Below are 17,038 nucleotides of genomic sequence, written 5' to 3' on the forward strand. Positions count from 1 at the left end.
CGCCTGGAGCGATCAGTGGCGCCGGAAGGCTCTCCAGATTCTTGCGCCCAGAAGGAATGCGACGAGGATGATGACTGCCGGCACGATGAGCCACGCCCATCCGCCGGTCCAGCCAATACCCACCGCTTCCGCATTGGAGAAGGCTTCGACTCCAACAAACAGGAACGCCGAGTGCGCCTCCGCGGGTGCGGCGCTGTCAACCGCAGCGAGCATCCCTCCCGTGTAGGACAGGAATACAGCCCAGTAGGCCAGAAGGGCGATTGCCCCGATGATGACGCCTATCGACCACAGCGGGCGCCGCTCCCCCTCATCACCGTAGCGAGCCGCCAGAACACTGGCGGGGCCAAGGTCGGCCAGTGCACTGGCCAGATCCCTTGGGTCGGTCAGAAGTTCTTGGCGCAGGGATGCGATCGTGGCCTTGCGGTCGGCACCCCGCAAGATCCCTTCGAGATGCCATTCCAGGCGCAGCAGATAAGTGTCGATTCGCATGCGGTCGCGAATCGACCGCCGCGAGCCGCTGGTCATGCGGATTGCATCAGTCATCGGAGTGTCCTTCCAAGGTGAGGGCGTTTTCGACGGCGGCGGACACAAGCTGCCACTGCTGGCTTGCCGCAGCTTTCGCAGCCTGCCCCTGAGGGGTGAGTGTGAAGTACTTGCGGGGCGGGCCGCTGATGGACGTGACGGAACGTGTGGTGACGAGCTTGTCCCGTTCAAGCCTGGCAAGCACGGGGTAGATGAGCCCCGTACTGACGTCCAATCCAAGCTCGGAGAGCCGCTCGACGATCTCATACCCATATGATTCCCGGTCGCCGATCAGCGTGAGGGCGAGCAGTGGCAGCGCCGCGCGGATGACCTGCGCATCCTGCTGGGCCTGTATTCTGGACATGGTATTAGTAAAATACAAATACCGAAAATGCACAAGTCCACTGAAACTGCCGAAGCCCCTGCGGCTAGACTTCGCATGATGAACAAGGTGGAGAAGGAATTGACCAGCGCAACCACAACGTCCCCATTAGATGCCCAACTTTCGGCGTCGCTGGACACGTTCCTGGCTGAGCGTCCCCCCGATGCGGACGAAGATGTGCACATGGTGTCAGCCCTTGTGGATCACGTCATTGAGCGGTGTTCCAAGCCGGGTGATTTGGTGCTGGACCCGTTCGCGGGGTTTGGCACCACCCTTGAGCGGGCCGTTGCCCTGGGACGAAGGGCGCTCGGCATCGAATTGCTGCCCGAGCGTGCGGATTACCTGCGGGAACGCATTCCCGGCGCACGCATTGTTGAGGGGGATGCGCGGGAGCTGTACAGAATTATCCGCAGCACTGAACTGCCCCGCCCTGACGCCAGCGTCGCGCTGATTCTCGCCTCTCCGCCGTACATGACCTCAACGTTTCACGACGCCGACCCCCTCACCGGCTACGAGGAAAACAACGGGGACTACGGCCGCTACCTGGCCGAGCTTGGCCTGGTCGCAGCCCAGTGCGCAAGCATCGTTGTGCCCGGCGGCTTCGTGGTCTGGAACCTGGCGGACATCCACCACATGGGCCGCACCACCCACCTGATCCACGACTGCGCCCTCGTGCTCGGGCAACACCTCACCCCCGTGGGTGTCACCGAGATTCTCTGGGACAAATACCCCCACGACCTGATCGCCGACGCGCTGCTCGTGTTTCAGCGGCCGCCAGCGTAGCCGCCCACCTTCAAGGACAGGCACGACGGCGACCCACCGGCTGGGTACTCCGGCCCACCGAAACCAATGGATCACTCGGGCTCAAAAAAGTAATCCGGGGCGCTTTAAGGCCCTTGGTCACGAGACACCGGGAGGCTGCCGATGCAAGCGGGCGACGAAGCTGTGATTGCTGCGCTGCGTGACGCGGCAGAGAAGGGTTGGTCGGATCTCGCCGCCGGACGATACGACGACATTTCTGCTGAGAACCTCAACGACTTCATCGGACAACTCGGTGCCCGCGCAGCTCGGGACGGTTGATACGATAACGCTGCCTGACCACTTTGCCCTGGCCGGTCGCGCGGAAACCCGAGGTGCGGGCCCGCAAGAGCAGCATTGGACGGCAGTTTTCACAGTGTTCTGCGCCACCGGATCAACTCCGAGGCAGCATGAACCGTTCAAAAAACGCATCCAGCCCTGACATGGCCGTCAGCGGTAGCACGTTGGCCACGTACTGGTCCGGGCGCACCAGCACCACGGCGCCGCCGCGCGAGATTCCGCGCAGCTCAAAGATGTCATTCAACGGGTCGGCGGCGTACACCAGCTCGTATTCAATCAGCCCAAAAGGTCCCGTCCGTGGCAGGAACAGCGACGGCACCCGGCCCAGGGGAACGCCTTCGAAGTCCTGCTGCGCGATGAGTTTCACGTCAAACACGGCGTCGCTGTCCCCATCCACAGGCGTGTACTTCAGCAGCGGCGATTCCGGCGACGAGGAAATCCAGCGAGCCCAGTCCGAAAGAGCGGACGGCTCCCCCACTGCCGGCGCATCGGCAAATGCGTAGATGCGCCAGCGGCCGTCGGCCCGGTGGTGGTGACCCAGCTGCACGGGGTTGGCGTCGGCCACCCTGACCACCGGCGCGGACTTGAACCGTTTGCCGATCGGAAACCCCGTGGCCAGGTCCTGATGCACACCCTCTCCTGTGATCATCGACGGCTGGTATTCCGTCATGAAGCCGGCAGGAAACTCAAAGGTCCGCACGTAGAAATCTTCAAGCTCGGTGGGATTTTCAAAATCCTCCGGCCGCATCGCCATCAGCCGGGACCACTCCAGGTCGAAGTCGATCAAGTTCTTCGCGATCACCTGCCGCTCGGCCGAATAGGTGGCCAGCAGGCTCGCAGGACTCCGCCCCGCCAGCACATGCGCGAGCTTCCAGGCCAGGTTGAAGCCGTCCTGCATGGACACGTTCATGCCCTGCCCGGCCTTGGCGCTGTGCGTGTGGCAGGCGTCGCCCATGATGAAAACCCGAGGCAGCCGGCCGCCGAGCCGGTCCAGGGGGACGTCGTCGAACCTGTCTGTCAGCCGGTGCCCCACCTCGTAGACGCTGCTCCACGCAACGCTCTTCACATCCAGCGTGTAGGGGTGGAGGATCTTGTTGGCCTTGGCAATAATGTCTTCGATGGTGGTGTTGCGGACGGCATGCGCACCGTTTTCCACCACCTCGCCGAGGTCAACATACATGCGGAACAGAGAGCCTCCCTCGCGCGGGATGAGCAGGATGTTCCCGCCGTCCTCGGACTGGATGGCGCACTTGGCGCGGATGTCAGGAAAGTCCGTGACGGCCAGGACGTCCATGACACCCCAGGCATGGTTGGCGTGCACGCTGGTGTGCTTCGCGCCAATTGATTCGCGGACTGCGCTGTGGGCGCCGTCGGCACCCACCACATACTTGGCGTGCACAACGCGTTCGACGCCGGATCCGTCGCCTCCGGTGCGGACCAGTGTCACGGCCACCGGGTATTCACCGCTGGCGGCAATGTCCAGACCGCGAAACTCCCAGCCGTAGTCGGCTTTCATGCGCGAAGGGGAATACGCCATGACCTCCGCAAAGTAGTCAAGCACGCGGGCCTGGTTCACGATCAGGTGCGGGAATTCGCTGATGCCAGTTGTGTCGTCCGGGGCCCTGGCGGCACGGACAATCCTGCTGCGGTCGGCAGGATCCGGCTTCCAAAAGACGGTGGCCGTGATCCGGTATGCCTCGGTGATGATGCGTTCGGCAAAGCCAAAGGCCTGAAACGTCTCCACGCTGCGGGCCTGGATGCCGTCGGCCTGGCCAATCTCCAGGCGTCCCCCACGGCGTTCCACAATACGGGTGTTGATGTCCGGGAACGCGGCCAGTTGGGCTGCCGTGATCATCCCGGCGGGGCCGGTGCCCACGATCAGCACGTCCACCTCAGCGGGCAGTTCCTCCGGACGGTCCAGCCCGATCCCGGCGGCGGCCTTGATGCGCGGGTCCCCGGACACATATCCCTGCTGGTGGAACTGCACCGGCGAACCTCCTCGTTGCACTGTGTCTTCATCGCGTCCACTGTGTCTTCATCGCGTCCACTGTGTCTACATCATGTGCCACTTGGGCACCTCAAACAAGACCGGACCGGCGCGCCCAGGGCAAGGGTCCGGCGTCGTCCGTTGGCGGGCTACGGAAGCCGGGCGGCATGGGCGGCTGCAGTCTCCAAGAGCCGCGGCACACCGGTTTCCAGGGCGGCTCCGAAGGTCTCGCCATCGGCGCGTTCCCCGCGTTTCCACCGGGCGTAAATGGCTTCGCTGAAGATGGCCGCCTTCCAGAGCGCGAGCGTCTGGTACCAAGGCAGTGCGGTCAGGTCCAGACCAAAATGTGCGTTGTACCGCTGCGCCATTTCGGCGCGGTTGAGGTAGCCGGGCTCCGCCGTCACGGGTGTGAGCTCCAGCAGCGTGGCCGGCGTCCCCGCCTGCGCGTACGTCGCAGTGAGGTAGCCCAGATCCGCCAGGGGATCCCCCAGCGTGGCCATCTCCCAGTCCAAAACCGACTTCACATGGGCGGGGCCGCGCCGGCTGAACATCAGGTTCCCCAGCCGGTAATCGCCGTGGATCACGGCACTGCGCTGCGTGTCCGGCCGGTTCACTTCAAGCCACCGCGCCAGCTCAGCCACCTGCGGCAGGTCCCGCGTGGCACCCATCTCCCACAGCGCGGCAAACCGCGACACCTGACGTTGCAGGTACCCGTCCGGGCGTCCGATCCCGGCAATGTCGCCGCTCCCCACGTCCACCGAATGCAGCCGCACGAGCATGTCGGCCGCGGCTTCGCTCGTGGCGCGGCGCTGCGCCGGAGCCCCAAGATGCCCGGGCACGGTGTCCGTAATGACCACCCCGTCCACATGGCCCATCACGTAAAACGGCACGCCCAGCACATTCACATCCGCGCACACGGCCAGGATTTTCGGCACCGGAATGCCCAGCGGCGCGAGCAGCGACTGGACGTGGGCCTCCCGCACCATGTCGTGCGTGGACGGCGGCAGGGGCGGACGCGGACCCCTTCGAAGCACGACGTCGGTTCCCCTCCTTTTGATCCTGAAGGTCACATTGGACTGTCCCCCGCCGATGCGGTGCGCGTGCACCGGCCCGGAGCCGATGCCCTGGGCGTCGAAGAATTCCTCCACCCGTTCCAGGATCAGCAGCGGAGGTGCGTCCTGCCGTGCGGCTTCCTCCGTTGTCTGCACAATGTCCTGCATTCTGCGGCCCTCCTGCATGCTGGCCATCACCGCTCCCCCTCGTGGATGTGGGCTGCGCCCTGAAATGGTTCCCCGTTCTCCACGGCACGGCGCCGTGTCGATGCCGCCCGGCGGGCGATGGCCCATTTGTGAGTTTCGGTGGAACCGTCGTAGATCCGGAACGGGCGCACCTCGTTCAGGTATTGGATCAGCGGGAGCCCGTCCGAGACGCCGTCACCGCCGCACAGCTGGACGGCCCTGTCGATCACCCGGTACACCGCTTCGGAGACGTGCACCTTGGCCACGGAGGACAGCGCCGACCCGGCCTTCGGATCGACCGCAAGCAGGGCCGCGCACTTGGCAATGATGGCGTCGGAGGTTTCAATGTCGATGACGGATTGGGCAATCATGTCCTGTGCGATGCCCAGTTGTGAGAGGTGCGCACCAAAAATCTCCCTGCTGTTGGCGCGGTCGAGCATGATGTCCATGGCCCGGCGGGCAAGCCCCAGCCACCGCATGCAGTGCGTCAGCCGGGCCGGCCCCAGCCGCACCTGCGCATACTTGAACGCCAGCCCTGCTTCACCGAGGACTGCGGAGTCTGGGACGAGGACGTCGTCGAAATGCACATGTGGATGCCCTCCGGGGAGGTACCTGTCCACGGTGTGGATCGGCGCGCCAATCCGCACCCCCGGGGTGTCCATGGGCACCAGGAACATGGTGGCGCCGGCCTGCCCGGTGCCGTCTGGCCCAGTGCTGCCTGGCTTGGCGGCTTCCGCCCCGGTGCGCGCCATGACGATCGCAAACCCGGCGAACGTGGCCCCGCTGGTGAAGCGTTTGTGTCCGGTGATCCGCCAGCCATTGCCGTCGCGGACGGCAGTGGTGGAGAGGGCGTCGGGGTCGGACCCCGCACCGGGGTGCGGCTCGCTCATGGCAAAGCAGGAGCTGATCTCTCCGGCGGCAAGCGGAACCAGGAAGCGTTGCTTTTGCGCGTCGCTGCCGATCAGGTTCAGCATGTGCATGTTGCCCTCGTCCGGTGCCATGCAGTTGAGCACGGCGGCACCGATGGGCGAATACCCGGCTTCCTGGAACACCGGCGACCAGTGTTCGACCGGCAGCCCCTGACCGCCAAATTCCACGGGCACATGCGGGGCAAACACGCCGGCATCCCTCGCCGCAGCGGCCAGCTCCCGCCTGACCGCAACGTTCAGGGCCTGCCCCGGCCGCGGCTCGGCGGGGATCACGGTGTTGCGGATGAAGTCCCTTGTACGCTGCCGCAGGTCTTCAACGGAGGCCGGGTAAAGTCCGGGCCGGGGTGTGGTGTTCACGTGCCGCTCCTTGCATGGACGCCAAGCCGGGGTGTTGTGCCCGGACAGTGGCAGCCCGCCGATCGAAGGCTGCCGGCCCCGCTCATCCGAGCCCGCCCGCGTTGTGCAGGCCGCCGTCGAGGGTGAGGATCTGGCCCGTCACCCAGGAGGCATCGGCGGAGGCGAGGTAGGCAACTGCGGAGGCGACGTCGTCGGGCTCCCCCAACCGCCCCAACGGGTAGGACGCGGCAACTTCCGCCTCGCGCCCCTCGTACAGCGCACCGGCAAACTTGGTCTTGACCACGGCCGGAGCCACGGCATTCACACGAATTTCGGGCGCCAGCTCCATGGCCAGGGTGCGTGTCAGGTGCGACACGGCGGCTTTGCTGATGCCGTACAGGCCCAGGCCGGCAGCGGGAACGTCGCCGCTGACGGACGACACATTCACCACATTCCCGCCCCGCGCCCGAAACCCGAGCCCCGGATGCGCCAGCACGGCCTGCGTCCAGGCGAGCGTGCCGAGGACGTTGACCTCAAAAATTTTGCGCGCCGCGTCCAGTTCCACCGTTTCCAGCGGCCCGTATACGGGGTTGATGCCGGCGTTGTTGACAAGGATGTCCAGCCCGCCAAAATACTGTTCGACGTCGGCCAGCACCTGCGCGCGGTGGTCCGGGTCGTCCGCGCGCCCCGAGATGGCCATGACCGAGCCGTCCGGGAACCCGTGGGCGGCTGCGAGGAGCTGTTCCCCACCACGTGCGGTGAGAAAAACCCGGGCGCCCTCCGCCACCAAGCGGTGGGCGATGGCCAGCCCGATCCCTCTGCTGGCACCAGTGACCAGGGCTTTCCTGCCACGAAAGCGCTGCGCCGGGTGCGCCGTCGCGGGCGTGCTGTCTTGGGGCATGGTGATCCTCTTCGTTGAGTCTCCGGCTGCTTGGCAGCAACCACTGCCAGCATGCTGCGGTTTTCGGCAACGGTCAAGGGACCTCGGCCCGGGCGCGTGATTTCCCGCACCCGGATATCGTCTCAGCCCTTGTCGCGAAGTGCGTTGCGGTTTGCTTCCGTAGTGGCGGTCGAGACGTACAACTGCTCGGGTGTCAGGCCGTCGCGGTTAAAGGGCGGGCAAAGTTCGGCGCGCAGTGCATCCTCAAGGCCGGCGATACTGTCCGGTTCCGAAACCACACAGAAAGATGTGCCGAGGTTGCTCACCATCCAGGCGCTGAGGAGTTCCTCGTCCGTGTCGGTCAGCCGTGGGTGTGCGGACCGTCCGTGCCACTGGGCCTGCAGCCCCAAAATGGCTGCGAGCGAACGGCGAAACGTGGATTTTGAGGTTTGCACGTCATGGTGCCGGGCACGGCTGCGCAAGTTCGTTGCCCGGCCCACATAAATCAGGTCCCCACGCTTCAGGGGCCGCAATTCGGGCGGCCATTCCACATCCTTGGGCAGGCCGCCGGTCAGGAAACACTTGTAAATGCCGGGGCCGAAAGGCATAGCCTGCCACGCGGCCTTGGCAGGCGCAGTCTTTGTCCATTTGAGATCTTCCATGCGTCGACCTTACGGTACGCAGGCAGTGGGCAGTTGCGTCAAGGGCGCCCACGCTCTCCGCAAAACGGACCGGGAGCTTCATTCCCGGTCCGCCCGCAGGAATTTCTCGCTACGCTTCGGCGAGTTCCTCTTCCAGCTCAAATTCAACCGTCGCAACGACTTCCTGCGTTGCGGGATCAATCATGACGGCCTCGAGGTCGTCGTCGAGCATGATGAATTCGCCCTTGTTGGTCTTGAAGTGCCAGGCCAACACGGTTTCGCCGTTGTGCTCATGGTTGGGGTCTCCCATGGTGATCTTCTCCAAGCGGTGTCCGGCCATGTCGCAGAGCTCGCGAATAATCAGCTCAAACTCGGGTGCGTCCTCGAGCTCGGCTTCGGCTCGGCGCTCCGCCAGGTTTGTGACGGTGGCGACGCGCTCGGCGATGTGTGCCGCCAGCTCCTCGGGCTCAAGCACCAGCAGGCCTTCCTGGCCCCGCAGCCACTGCGCATTCAGGCCGGTGACGTCTTCCGTTTCAAACAGTTCCTCGAATTCGTTGTCGACGGCTTCCATGGCGGCCACGCCTTCCGAACGGTCCGCAGCTTCGTCGGCGTCATCCTCGAGGTACGCCTCCGTGTCGCGCTCGGACAGCAGATCGTAAAGTGCGGCGGTCCGGTTGAAGAGCTCCAGGTGTTCCCTCGCACCCATGCCCTCAAGCCCTTCACGGATGTAGCCGTCGAGTTCTTCGCGGTCAGGCGTCATGAAAACATACTGGGCAAATCCGCCGTCGAGCGCCTGTGTGAGATAGAAGTCAACGAAGTAGCTGCGCAAGGCGTTCGGGGCGATTTCCTCGGCATTCAGCAGGGCCAGGTACATCGCGTTAACAACTGTCACATTGTCGCCAACAACGTCCTCGTTGTCAGTGGTGGCGCCCTGGGCGGTCAATACAACTGGAAATTGGTGCGTGGTCATGAAAGTTCCTCACTCTTGGGAGCCGTGGTGCTCCTGACAACTTCACGCTATGTTGCGCCGCCGGACCTGAACCCCAAGGCCGGGTGAACGTCAGGCGAAGATCGGCGGAACATCTGCTCGCTGTTGCGCCCCACACCCCAGGCAACCCGCCCCTGCCGCGTACTCCTACCGCCCCTCGTGCGCCGCCAGGAACTTGTACACCTCGGTCTCGTCAACACCGGGGAAGGCGCCCTGCGGCATGGCTGCCAGCAGGTGCGAGTTGGCCCGCGTTGACGGCCATGCATTCCCGGCCCACTGGGCGGAAAGTTCCGCCGGGGGCCGGCGGCAGCATGCCGGGTCCGGGCACTTGGACTGCGAGCGCTCGGTGGTTTCCCTGCCCCGGAACCACTTCACGTGGGCGTACGGCACCCCAATGCTCAGCGAGTACTCCCCCGAGGAATGCCTTTCGGTCCGGGCGGTGCACCAGAACGTCCCGACGGCGGTGTCGGTGTACTGGTTGAACGCCCGGAACTTGTCGGGCACTTCAAAGACGGCCCGTGAGGTCCAGTAACGGCAGATGGACTGCCCCTCGATGGCGCCTGTGTGATCGGCGGGGAAGTTCACGCCGTCGTTCTCGTAGGCCTTGTGGATGATGCCCGATTCATGCACCTTTTGAAAGTGCGTCGTGATGCCCAAGTGTTCGGTGGCCAGGTTCGTGAATCTGTGGGCGGCCGTTTCATACGAGACGGAAAAGGCGTCCCGAATGTCCTCAATCGCCAGCTCCTTGGCGGCCTTGGCCTCCTTGAGGAAGTCAACGGTGGCGCGTTCGGGCATCAGCAGAGACGCCGCAAAGTAGTTCGTGTACACGCGCTGGCGCAAAAAGTCGGCATAGTTCAGCGGTGTCTGGTGCCCCAAAACGTAGTGGCCCAGCGCCTGCAGCAGCACCGAACGCGGGTCGTGATCGGATCGCTGGCCCTGCGTCAGATAAATTCGGCGATTCTTCAAATCCGTCACCGACCGGGTTGAGTGCGGCAGGTCCCCTACATAGTGCAGGTCAAAACCAAGGTGTTCGGCGACGTCGGCCGCCACATGGTGGGACAGCGGCCCCCGGTCATGCCCCACGGCATTCAACAGCTCCTGCGCCTGCTTCTCAATCTCCGGGTAATAGTTGTTGCGCTCACGCATTTCCATCCGCAGCTCGGTGTTGGCCCGCCGCGCCTCCTCGGGCGTTGCCGACTGCTCATCCAGGCGCCGCTCCAGCTCATGCTGCAGGCCCACCAGGGACTCGAGCACTTCCGTGGAAAGCCGCGAGCTGACGCGGACTGTGGGCAGTCCCAGCGACTGGTACAGCGGTCCGCGCTGCGCCCGTTCCAGCTCAATTTCAAGTGCGGCCCGGCGGCTCGGCGGCTCGGCCCCGAGCAGCTGTTCAAGTCCGACGCCGAGTGCCCCGGCCAACTGTTGCAGCAAGGTCAGCTTGGGCTCGCGTTTGCCGTTTTCAATCAAGGAAAGTTGAGACGGCGCGGCCCCCACTTTCGCCCCGAGGTCATCGAGTGTCATGCCCTGGGTTTTGCGCAGGTGCCGGACCCTTCTGCCCAGGGAAATGACGTCCAGTTCACCTGTGGAGGCAGCTCCCCGATCCCGTGGTGCCAGCGCTTCGCCTAAATTCCAGCCTGCATTATTCATTTCTTGAGGATACGTGAAGAAGTGCCAATCTTTCCACCATTTACCCCTAGCAGCCGCTTGAAAACCTCGGAATAGTGGAAATCACGAAGAAGGAACGCGGATCTCCAGACTCAGCGACGAATCCAGACCCGTCCTTTCGTCAGCACAACCACTACAAGGAGCGAACATCATGACTGCAGCATTTGAACCCGCAACGACGCCGGAGCAGAGCAACGCACAGGCTGCCGCCGCCCTCGAGCTCGAATGGGCAGCCAATCCCCGCTGGGAGGGCATCGAACGCTCCTACCCCGCTGCCGACGTCGTCAAGCTCCGTGGCCGCGTCCAGGAGGAACACACACTGGCCCGCCGAGGTTCTGAAAAGCTCTGGAACCAGCTGACCACTGCGGCACCGGGCGGCTACACCAACGCACTTGGCGCCCTCACCGGCAACCAGGCCGTCCAGCAGGTCAAGGCCGGGTTGAAGGCCATCTACCTCTCCGGCTGGCAGGTTGCCGCGGATGCCAACTCCAACGGCAACACCTACCCGGACCAGTCCCTCTACCCCGTGGACTCGGTGCCCAAGGTGGTCCGCCGCATCAACAACGCCCTCCTGCGCTCGGACCAGATTGAATTCTCGGAAGGTCTCCAGAGTGTTGAGGACTGGCTGGTTCCGATCGTGGCCGACGCCGAGGCCGGCTTTGGCGGCCCGCTGAACGCCTACGAGCTCATGAAGTCCATGATCACCTCCGGCGCGGCCGGCGTCCACTGGGAAGACCAGCTTGCCAGCGAAAAGAAGTGCGGCCACCTGGGCGGCAAGGTTTTGATCCCCACGGCCCAGCATGTCCGCACGCTGAACGCGGCAAGGTTGGCGGCCGACGTCGCCGGTGTCCCCTCCGTGATCATTGCCCGCACCGACGCCGAGGCTGCCACCCTGATCACCACCGACGTGGATGAGCGCGACCAGCCGTTCCTCACCGGCGAGCGCACGGCCGAAGGTTTCTACCACGTGAAAAACGGGCTGGAACCTTCCATTGCCAGGGCCCGCGCCTACGCACCCCACTCGGACCTCATCTGGATGGAGACCGGAACACCCGACCTGGAGCACGCCAAAAAGTTTGCCGAAGGCGTCAAGTCCGAGTTTCCCGACCAGATGCTTGCCTACAACTGCTCACCGTCGTTCAACTGGAAAAAGCACCTGGACGACGCAACGATCGCCAAGTTCCAACGAGAGCTTGGCGCCATGGGATACACCTTCCAGTTCATCACACTGGCCGGTTTCCACTCCCTGAACTACTCGATGTTTGATCTTGCCCATGGCTACGCCCGCAACGGCATGAGTTCCTACGTCGAACTGCAGGAGCGCGAATTCGACTCCGAAGACCGCGGCTACACCGCAACCAAGCACCAGCGCGAAGTGGGCACAGGCTACTTCGATCTGGTGGCGACCGCCCTGAACCCAAACAGCGGCACCCTCGCATTGGCTGGTTCCACCGAAGCCCAGCAGTTCCACTAACGGGCGGGGCGGACCCCTCCCTTACCTCCCCCTTCACATCGAGTTTGCAGTTGTTGGACCAAAACCGCCTTAAACGGCCCGATTCCGTCCAACAACTGCAAACTCGATGAATCCAGACTTGGAGAAATCCCATGAACTCAACGAACAGCCTGAACGGGATCACGTTCAACGGCATCACCCTGACAGCACCGCCCATCCACCGCCAGGAGGAAATCCTGACCCCCGAGGCCCTGGATTTCATCGCAGCATTGAACCGCACGACGACGGCGCGGCGCCTGGAGCTGCTGGCCGCGCGCCGGACCCGCCGCTCCCAGATCCTCAGCGGCTCCGACCCCCGCTACCTGCGCGAAACCTCCACCATCAGGGAGGACCCGAACTGGCGCGTTGCTCCCCCGGCCCCCGGGCTGGAAGACCGCCGCGTGGAAATCACCGGCCCGGTTGACCGCAAGATGACCATCAACGCCATGAACTCCGGCGCCAAGGTGTGGCTGGCCGACATGGAAGACTCCTCCACGCCCACCTGGGGCAACGTCATCCGCGGCCAGCTGAACTTGATCGACGCGCTGGAACGCCGCATCGACTTCACCAGCCCCGAGGGCAAGGAGTACAAGCTGGCCCCGGCGGAGGAACTGCCCACCATCGTGGTCCGTCCCCGCGGCTGGCACCTGCCGGAGAAGCACCTGCTGATCAACGGCAAGCCCATGGCCGGCGGCGTTGTTGACTTCGGCCTGTACTTTTTCCACAACGCCCGCCGGCTGATCGCCCAGGGCAAGGGACCGTACTTTTACCTGCCGAAGATTGAAAACCACCAGGAAGCCCGCCTGTGGAACGACATCTTCATCCAGGCACAGGACCTGCTCGGCATCCCGCAGGGCACCATCCGTGCAACGGTGCTGATCGAGACCATCACGGCCGCCTTTGAGATGGAGGAAATCCTCTACGAGCTGCGCGACCACGCCGCGGGGCTGAACGCCGGCCGTTGGGACTACCTGTTCTCCGTGATCAAGAACTTCCGCACCCGCGGCCCGCGCTTCGTGCTCCCGGACCGCAACCAGATCACCATGACGGCCCCGTTCATGCGCGCCTACACTGAACAGCTGGTCCGGGCCTGCCACCGCCGCGGCGCCATGGCCATCGGCGGCATGGCGGCGTTCGTGCCCAACCGCCGCGATCCGGAGGCCAACGCCAATGCGATGGCGAAGGTCCGCGCCGACAAGACCCGCGAGGCCAACGACGGATTTGACGGCTCCTGGGTGGCCCACCCGGACCTGGTGCCCGTCGCCATGGAGGTCTTCGATGAGATCCTCGGCTGGAACCCCAACCAGATCAGCCGCAGCCGCGAGGACGTGGAGCTCGACGACCGCGCCTTGCTCAACGTTGCCGGCACCGAGGGAAAGATCACCGAGCATGGCGTCCGCGACAACATCTGGGTCGGCATCCAGTACATCGAATCCTGGCTGCGCGGCCACGGTGCCGTCGCCCTGAACAACCTCATGGAGGACGCCGCCACCGCGGAAATCTCCCGCTCCCAGATCTGGCAGTGGATCCACAGCCAGGCCATCACCGACACGGGCGAACTCATCACCTACGACTGGGTCACCGAAATGCTCGAGGAGGAATTCGCCCGGCTCCCCCGCTTCGAGGGCGACCGATTCGACGACGCCCTGGAGATCTTCACGAACGTGGCCATGGGTGAGGAATTCCCCGCCTTCCTGACCACCGACGCCTACGCGAACTACCTGCACGCCGAGCAGACCGAACGGCAGCTCGCAGCAGCATAGATTTGCTTGCCTCCGCCGGATGCGACGCCACTGCAGGCCCGAAATCCGGGTCCCGGTGGGGCAGGCATGATTACCAAAAAGTACAACCTGATGTCCCAAAAAGTGCGACGGCGGTTGGCCGGGTTTCCCAGGAGACGCGCCAACCGTCGTCGTGCTTTGTGCGGAATAAACGCCGCGAATTCCGTGTTTGGGCAGGTATGAAGATTGAAATCTGGTCCGACGTGGCCTGCCCCTGGTGCTACATTGGCAAGCGCCGTTTCGAAACCGCCCTGAACGGCTTCGCGCACAAGGATTCCGTGGAGGTGCAGTGGCGCAGCTACCAGCTGGATCCCACCATTCCCGAGCACTATGACGGCACCGAGCTGAGCTACCTGAGCGAGCGCAAGGGCATGGACCCGACCCAGGTTGCCGGCATGTTCGCGCACGTCACCGAGCAGGCCGCGGGCGAGGGCCTGAGCTACAAGTTCGACGATGTTGTGGTCGCGAACAGCTTCAATGCACACCAGCTGCTGCACCTGGCCGCCGCGCGCGGCTTGGGAGACGCCGTCAAGGAAGCGCTGCTGTCGGGCCACTTTGAGCACGGCCTGGACATTGGTTCCCGCGACGCGCTCGTGCAGCTCGGCACCGAGGCCGGACTGTCGGCCGTTGAGATCAACGAGGCGCTGGACACCGACAAGTATGCCGACGAGGTCCGGCAGGACTTTGCCGACGCCCGCGCCATCGGCGTGACCGGCGTGCCGTTCTTTGTCATCGACAGGAAGTACGGCATCTCCGGCGCCCAGCCCACTGACGTGTTCAGCCAGGCGCTCGAGCAGGCGTGGCAGGAAGCCAACCCGCTGACCATGGTGGCCGCGGCTTCTGATGGATCGGACGCTGAGGTGTGCGGCCCGGACGGCTGCGCCATCTAAGAGTTCGCTGCGTTGGTGCTTTCGGGCCGGACGGGCAGCCACAACGTGCCGCAGCATGAGGGTTTCCACCACCTTGGCGGCTGTCCTTGAACGGAGCACCCCATGCCCGAACCGCAAAGCACCTCTTGGTTACAGCGCCTGCCGCTGTCCACCGTGATCGTCGCTGCCGTGGCGCTGGCGCTCGTTGCGGGATTGGCCGGCGGGTGGATCAGCAGCCTCCTCACCCGCCCGGCAACCACGGCAGCCGCATTGTCCGGGAGCTGCAACGCCACCGAGGTCGCCCAAGGCGTGCTGCCCGGCGTCGTCACCGTCTCCATCCGCAACGGTGAGGCGTCCGGCGTCGGAAGTGGCGTGATTGTGCGCCCTGAGGGCTACATCATGACCAACAACCATGTGATTGCCGCGGCCGCTGATGGTGGCACCATTGACGTGCTGTTCAGTGATGGCAAAAGTTCCGAGGCGGAGCTGGTGGGGCGCGATCCGAAGTCGGACCTGGCCGTCCTGAAAATGAGTGCCGCCAAGGCGCTGCCAACCGTCGCCCTGGGCAAGTCGGCCGGCCTCCGCGTGGGCCAGCCCGTTGTGGCGTTGGGCGCTCCCCTGGGACTTTCAAGCACCGTGACGGCGGGAATTGTCAGTGCCCTTGGCCGCAACGTGCCCGTTCCGGTGGATGCGGAAACCACTGCCACACTGGTGGGCGCCATCCAGACGGACGCCTCCATCAACCCCGGCAATTCCGGCGGAGCGCTCGTTGACTGCTCCGGAAAACTGATTGGCATCAACACAGCCATCGCCACCATCCCCAACGATCTTGACGTGGCCGGCGGCAGCGTGGGCATCGGCTTCGCCGTCCCGATCGACCTCGCTGCCCGCATCACGGACCAGCTTATTGACACCGGCACCGTGGCCTACCCGTACTTTGGGGTGAGCGCGGTTCCGCTGCCGCCCGCTGCTACCGAAGCTTTTGGGGTCGAAAACGGCCTCTACCTGCAGGCCGTCGCGCCCGGCGGGCCCGCAGCCCAGGCCGGGCTTGAGCCCAGCGACGTTGTGACGCTCCTGGACAACCGGCCGGCCACCAGCGCTGCGGTTCTGGCGGAGGTGACGCTGGCGAGGAAGGCGGGCGACACCGTCGAGGCCACCTACGTGCGCGCCGGCAAGACCTCCACAACGACCATCACGCTGGGTGCGCTGCCTTAAACGCTGCAGGCCTGCGAGTCGTGAGATGTGGCGGCTTGGATGGCCCAAAGCCGGCAGATCTCACGGCTCAGGACTGCCGAATGGTGGAGGCCGGCGGGTAGGCTACGATGGCGATTTTGGTCCCGTCCGGCGACCAGCTCGGCACGTTCATGGTGCCTTGTCCGCCAAATACGTAGGCAAGGTCCCGGATGGTGCCGTCCTTTTCCAACAGACGCACGACGACGGGCACATCCGCCGGGTGTCCCACCGTTCCCGGTGGGAAACTGACGTAGGCGATCTGTGTACCGTCCGGCGACGGATGCGGGAACCAGTTCACGCGTTCGTCATGCGTCAACTGCTCAGGTTTGCCGCCCGCGGTGGTGTTTCCGGGTGCTGGCATGCGGAACAGCTGGGCGTGGCCGGGCACCGTGGAGCCGCGTTCGGAGTTGAAGTAAATCCACTGTCCGTCGGGTGAAAACTCTGCGCCGTCGTCGGGAAACTCATCGTCGGTGAGTTGATCATCCGGACCGCCGGCCGCGGGCACCACATAAACGTTGGTGCGGACCTGTCCGCCGCTGACTTCCAGCCCAATGTAGGAGAGGGTTGTCCCGTCCGGCGAGACGCCGTGGAGGTAATGCTTGAAGTTGGGGCCATTGTCGTTCGTGACCCGGCGCGGGGCTGTGCCTGCCGGCGCTGCTGCCGGTTCCGCGCCTGCCGGCGCGCTGCCCGTTCCGCCAAGGTCCACGGCATAAATATGGCCGTCATCGCTGGAGACGTAGGCCGTGCTGCCGTCGGGGCTGAGGACGTGGTCATTGTTGATCTCGGCAATGTCCCCGAGGTCGATCTCTTCCAGCCCGCCGCCGGCACTGTCTGCATCAACTGGAAGCCGAAACAGCCGGCCGTCTCCGTTGATGATGAGACTCTTGCCGTCGGGGCTCCAATTGGGGGCCTCGAAGAGAAGCGTGTCGGATGTGAACCGTACGGTGGCGGATCCGGTCGCCACATTGACTAGTTTGAGTTCGGCTTGTTGTCCCGGAGG

General features: G+C 64.5%; 15 protein-coding genes. 5 read left to right on the top strand and 10 right to left on the bottom strand.

Annotated elements, in window-relative coordinates; translation table 11 throughout:
- Positions 1-12 precede the first annotated feature (12 nt).
- Positions 13-543, bottom strand: coding sequence for a hypothetical protein (locus ACT3TS_RS05215; protein WP_444530433.1), 531 nt, complete (start codon positions 541-543; stop codon positions 13-15).
- Complete coding sequence (locus ACT3TS_RS05220; protein ID WP_444530434.1) at positions 536-886, bottom strand: PadR family transcriptional regulator; 351 nt, start codon at positions 884-886, stop codon at positions 536-538. Before ACT3TS_RS05220 ends, ACT3TS_RS05215 begins: the two co-directional genes overlap by 8 nt.
- A gap of 75 nt (positions 887-961) precedes the next feature.
- Here ACT3TS_RS05220 and ACT3TS_RS05225 point away from each other — a divergent pair, with 75 nt between their 5' ends.
- Positions 962-1,687 carry a DNA methyltransferase gene (locus tag ACT3TS_RS05225; protein WP_444530435.1) on the top strand — a complete coding sequence of 242 codons (726 nt, stop codon included), beginning with the start codon at positions 962-964 and terminating at the stop codon, positions 1,685-1,687.
- A gap of 409 nt (positions 1,688-2,096) precedes the next feature.
- On the opposite strand, the gene ACT3TS_RS05230 is transcribed toward ACT3TS_RS05225, so the two are convergent.
- The 7 genes from ACT3TS_RS05230 to ACT3TS_RS05260 form a co-directional block, all read right to left on the bottom strand.
- Complete coding sequence (locus tag ACT3TS_RS05230; RefSeq protein WP_444530436.1) at positions 2,097-3,989, bottom strand: FAD-binding monooxygenase; 1,893 nt, start codon at positions 3,987-3,989, stop codon at positions 2,097-2,099.
- A gap of 149 nt (positions 3,990-4,138) precedes the next feature.
- On the bottom strand, positions 4,139-5,236 hold the full coding sequence (locus ACT3TS_RS05235) for a phosphotransferase family protein (RefSeq protein WP_444530437.1): 1,098 nt from the start codon (positions 5,234-5,236) through the stop codon (positions 4,139-4,141).
- Positions 5,236-6,513 carry an acyl-CoA dehydrogenase family protein gene (locus tag ACT3TS_RS05240; protein WP_444530438.1) on the bottom strand — a complete coding sequence of 426 codons (1,278 nt, stop codon included), beginning with the start codon at positions 6,511-6,513 and terminating at the stop codon, positions 5,236-5,238. The genes ACT3TS_RS05235 and ACT3TS_RS05240 overlap by 1 nt, the downstream gene beginning before the upstream one ends.
- Positions 6,514-6,595: 82 nt before the next feature.
- Positions 6,596-7,393, bottom strand: a complete 798-nt coding sequence (locus ACT3TS_RS05245; RefSeq protein ID WP_444530439.1) for an SDR family oxidoreductase — start codon at positions 7,391-7,393, stop codon at positions 6,596-6,598.
- 122 nt (positions 7,394-7,515) lie between these two features.
- Positions 7,516-8,034, bottom strand: a complete 519-nt coding sequence (locus ACT3TS_RS05250) for a GIY-YIG nuclease family protein (RefSeq protein ID WP_444530440.1) — start codon at positions 8,032-8,034, stop codon at positions 7,516-7,518.
- A gap of 109 nt (positions 8,035-8,143) precedes the next feature.
- A complete protein-coding gene (locus ACT3TS_RS05255) occupies positions 8,144-8,983 on the bottom strand; it encodes a DMP19 family protein (RefSeq protein WP_444530441.1) in 840 nt (279 codons plus the stop codon).
- Between the two features lie 165 nt (positions 8,984-9,148).
- Complete coding sequence (locus ACT3TS_RS05260) at positions 9,149-10,645, bottom strand: helix-turn-helix domain-containing protein (RefSeq protein ID WP_444530442.1); 1,497 nt, start codon at positions 10,643-10,645, stop codon at positions 9,149-9,151.
- Positions 10,646-10,814: 169 nt separating this feature from the next.
- Between ACT3TS_RS05260 and aceA the strand changes: the two genes are divergently transcribed.
- From aceA to ACT3TS_RS05280, 4 genes are all read left to right on the top strand, one after another.
- A complete protein-coding gene (aceA, locus tag ACT3TS_RS05265) occupies positions 10,815-12,137 on the top strand; it encodes an isocitrate lyase (RefSeq protein WP_444530443.1) in 1,323 nt (440 codons plus the stop codon).
- A 131-nt stretch (positions 12,138-12,268) separates the two neighbouring features.
- Entirely contained in the window at positions 12,269-13,918 is a 1,650-nt protein-coding gene (aceB, locus tag ACT3TS_RS05270) for a malate synthase A (RefSeq protein WP_444530444.1), read from the top strand.
- Between the two features lie 197 nt (positions 13,919-14,115).
- Positions 14,116-14,826, top strand: a complete 711-nt coding sequence (locus tag ACT3TS_RS05275) for a DsbA family oxidoreductase (protein ID WP_444530445.1) — start codon at positions 14,116-14,118, stop codon at positions 14,824-14,826.
- A 102-nt stretch (positions 14,827-14,928) separates the two neighbouring features.
- Positions 14,929-16,020 carry a S1C family serine protease gene (locus ACT3TS_RS05280; protein ID WP_444530446.1) on the top strand — a complete coding sequence of 364 codons (1,092 nt, stop codon included), beginning with the start codon at positions 14,929-14,931 and terminating at the stop codon, positions 16,018-16,020.
- 67 nt (positions 16,021-16,087) lie between these two features.
- On the opposite strand, the gene ACT3TS_RS05285 is transcribed toward ACT3TS_RS05280, so the two are convergent.
- On the bottom strand, positions 16,088-17,002 hold the full coding sequence (locus ACT3TS_RS05285; RefSeq protein ID WP_444530447.1) for a TolB family protein: 915 nt from the start codon (positions 17,000-17,002) through the stop codon (positions 16,088-16,090).
- Between the last annotated feature and the right edge of the window lie 36 nt (positions 17,003-17,038).

The organism is Specibacter sp. AOP5-B1-6 (genome assembly GCF_052376555.1).
Taxonomy (GTDB): domain Bacteria; phylum Actinomycetota; class Actinomycetes; order Actinomycetales; family Micrococcaceae; genus Specibacter.

Excerpts from the sequence above, each read along its gene's own strand:
- ACT3TS_RS05250 (WP_444530440.1), bottom strand. The coding sequence starts at position 8,034 with ATGGAAGATCTCAAATGGACAAAGACTGCGCCTGCCAAGGCCGCGTGG.
- ACT3TS_RS05245 (WP_444530439.1), bottom strand. The coding sequence starts at position 7,393 with ATGCCCCAAGACAGCACGCCCGCGACGGCGCACCCGGCGCAGCGCTTT.
- ACT3TS_RS05275 (WP_444530445.1), top strand. The coding sequence starts at position 14,116 with ATGAAGATTGAAATCTGGTCCGACGTGGCCTGCCCCTGGTGCTACATT.
- aceB (WP_444530444.1), top strand. The coding sequence starts at position 12,269 with ATGAACTCAACGAACAGCCTGAACGGGATCACGTTCAACGGCATCACC.
- ACT3TS_RS05225 (WP_444530435.1), top strand. The coding sequence starts at position 962 with ATGATGAACAAGGTGGAGAAGGAATTGACCAGCGCAACCACAACGTCC.
- ACT3TS_RS05260 (WP_444530442.1), bottom strand. The coding sequence starts at position 10,645 with ATGAATAATGCAGGCTGGAATTTAGGCGAAGCGCTGGCACCACGGGAT.
- ACT3TS_RS05280 (WP_444530446.1), top strand. The coding sequence starts at position 14,929 with ATGCCCGAACCGCAAAGCACCTCTTGGTTACAGCGCCTGCCGCTGTCC.
- ACT3TS_RS05215 (WP_444530433.1), bottom strand. The coding sequence starts at position 543 with ATGACTGATGCAATCCGCATGACCAGCGGCTCGCGGCGGTCGATTCGC.
- ACT3TS_RS05235 (WP_444530437.1), bottom strand. The coding sequence starts at position 5,236 with ATGGCCAGCATGCAGGAGGGCCGCAGAATGCAGGACATTGTGCAGACA.
- ACT3TS_RS05255 (WP_444530441.1), bottom strand. The coding sequence starts at position 8,983 with ATGACCACGCACCAATTTCCAGTTGTATTGACCGCCCAGGGCGCCACC.
- aceA (WP_444530443.1), top strand. The coding sequence starts at position 10,815 with ATGACTGCAGCATTTGAACCCGCAACGACGCCGGAGCAGAGCAACGCA.
- ACT3TS_RS05220 (WP_444530434.1), bottom strand. The coding sequence starts at position 886 with ATGTCCAGAATACAGGCCCAGCAGGATGCGCAGGTCATCCGCGCGGCG.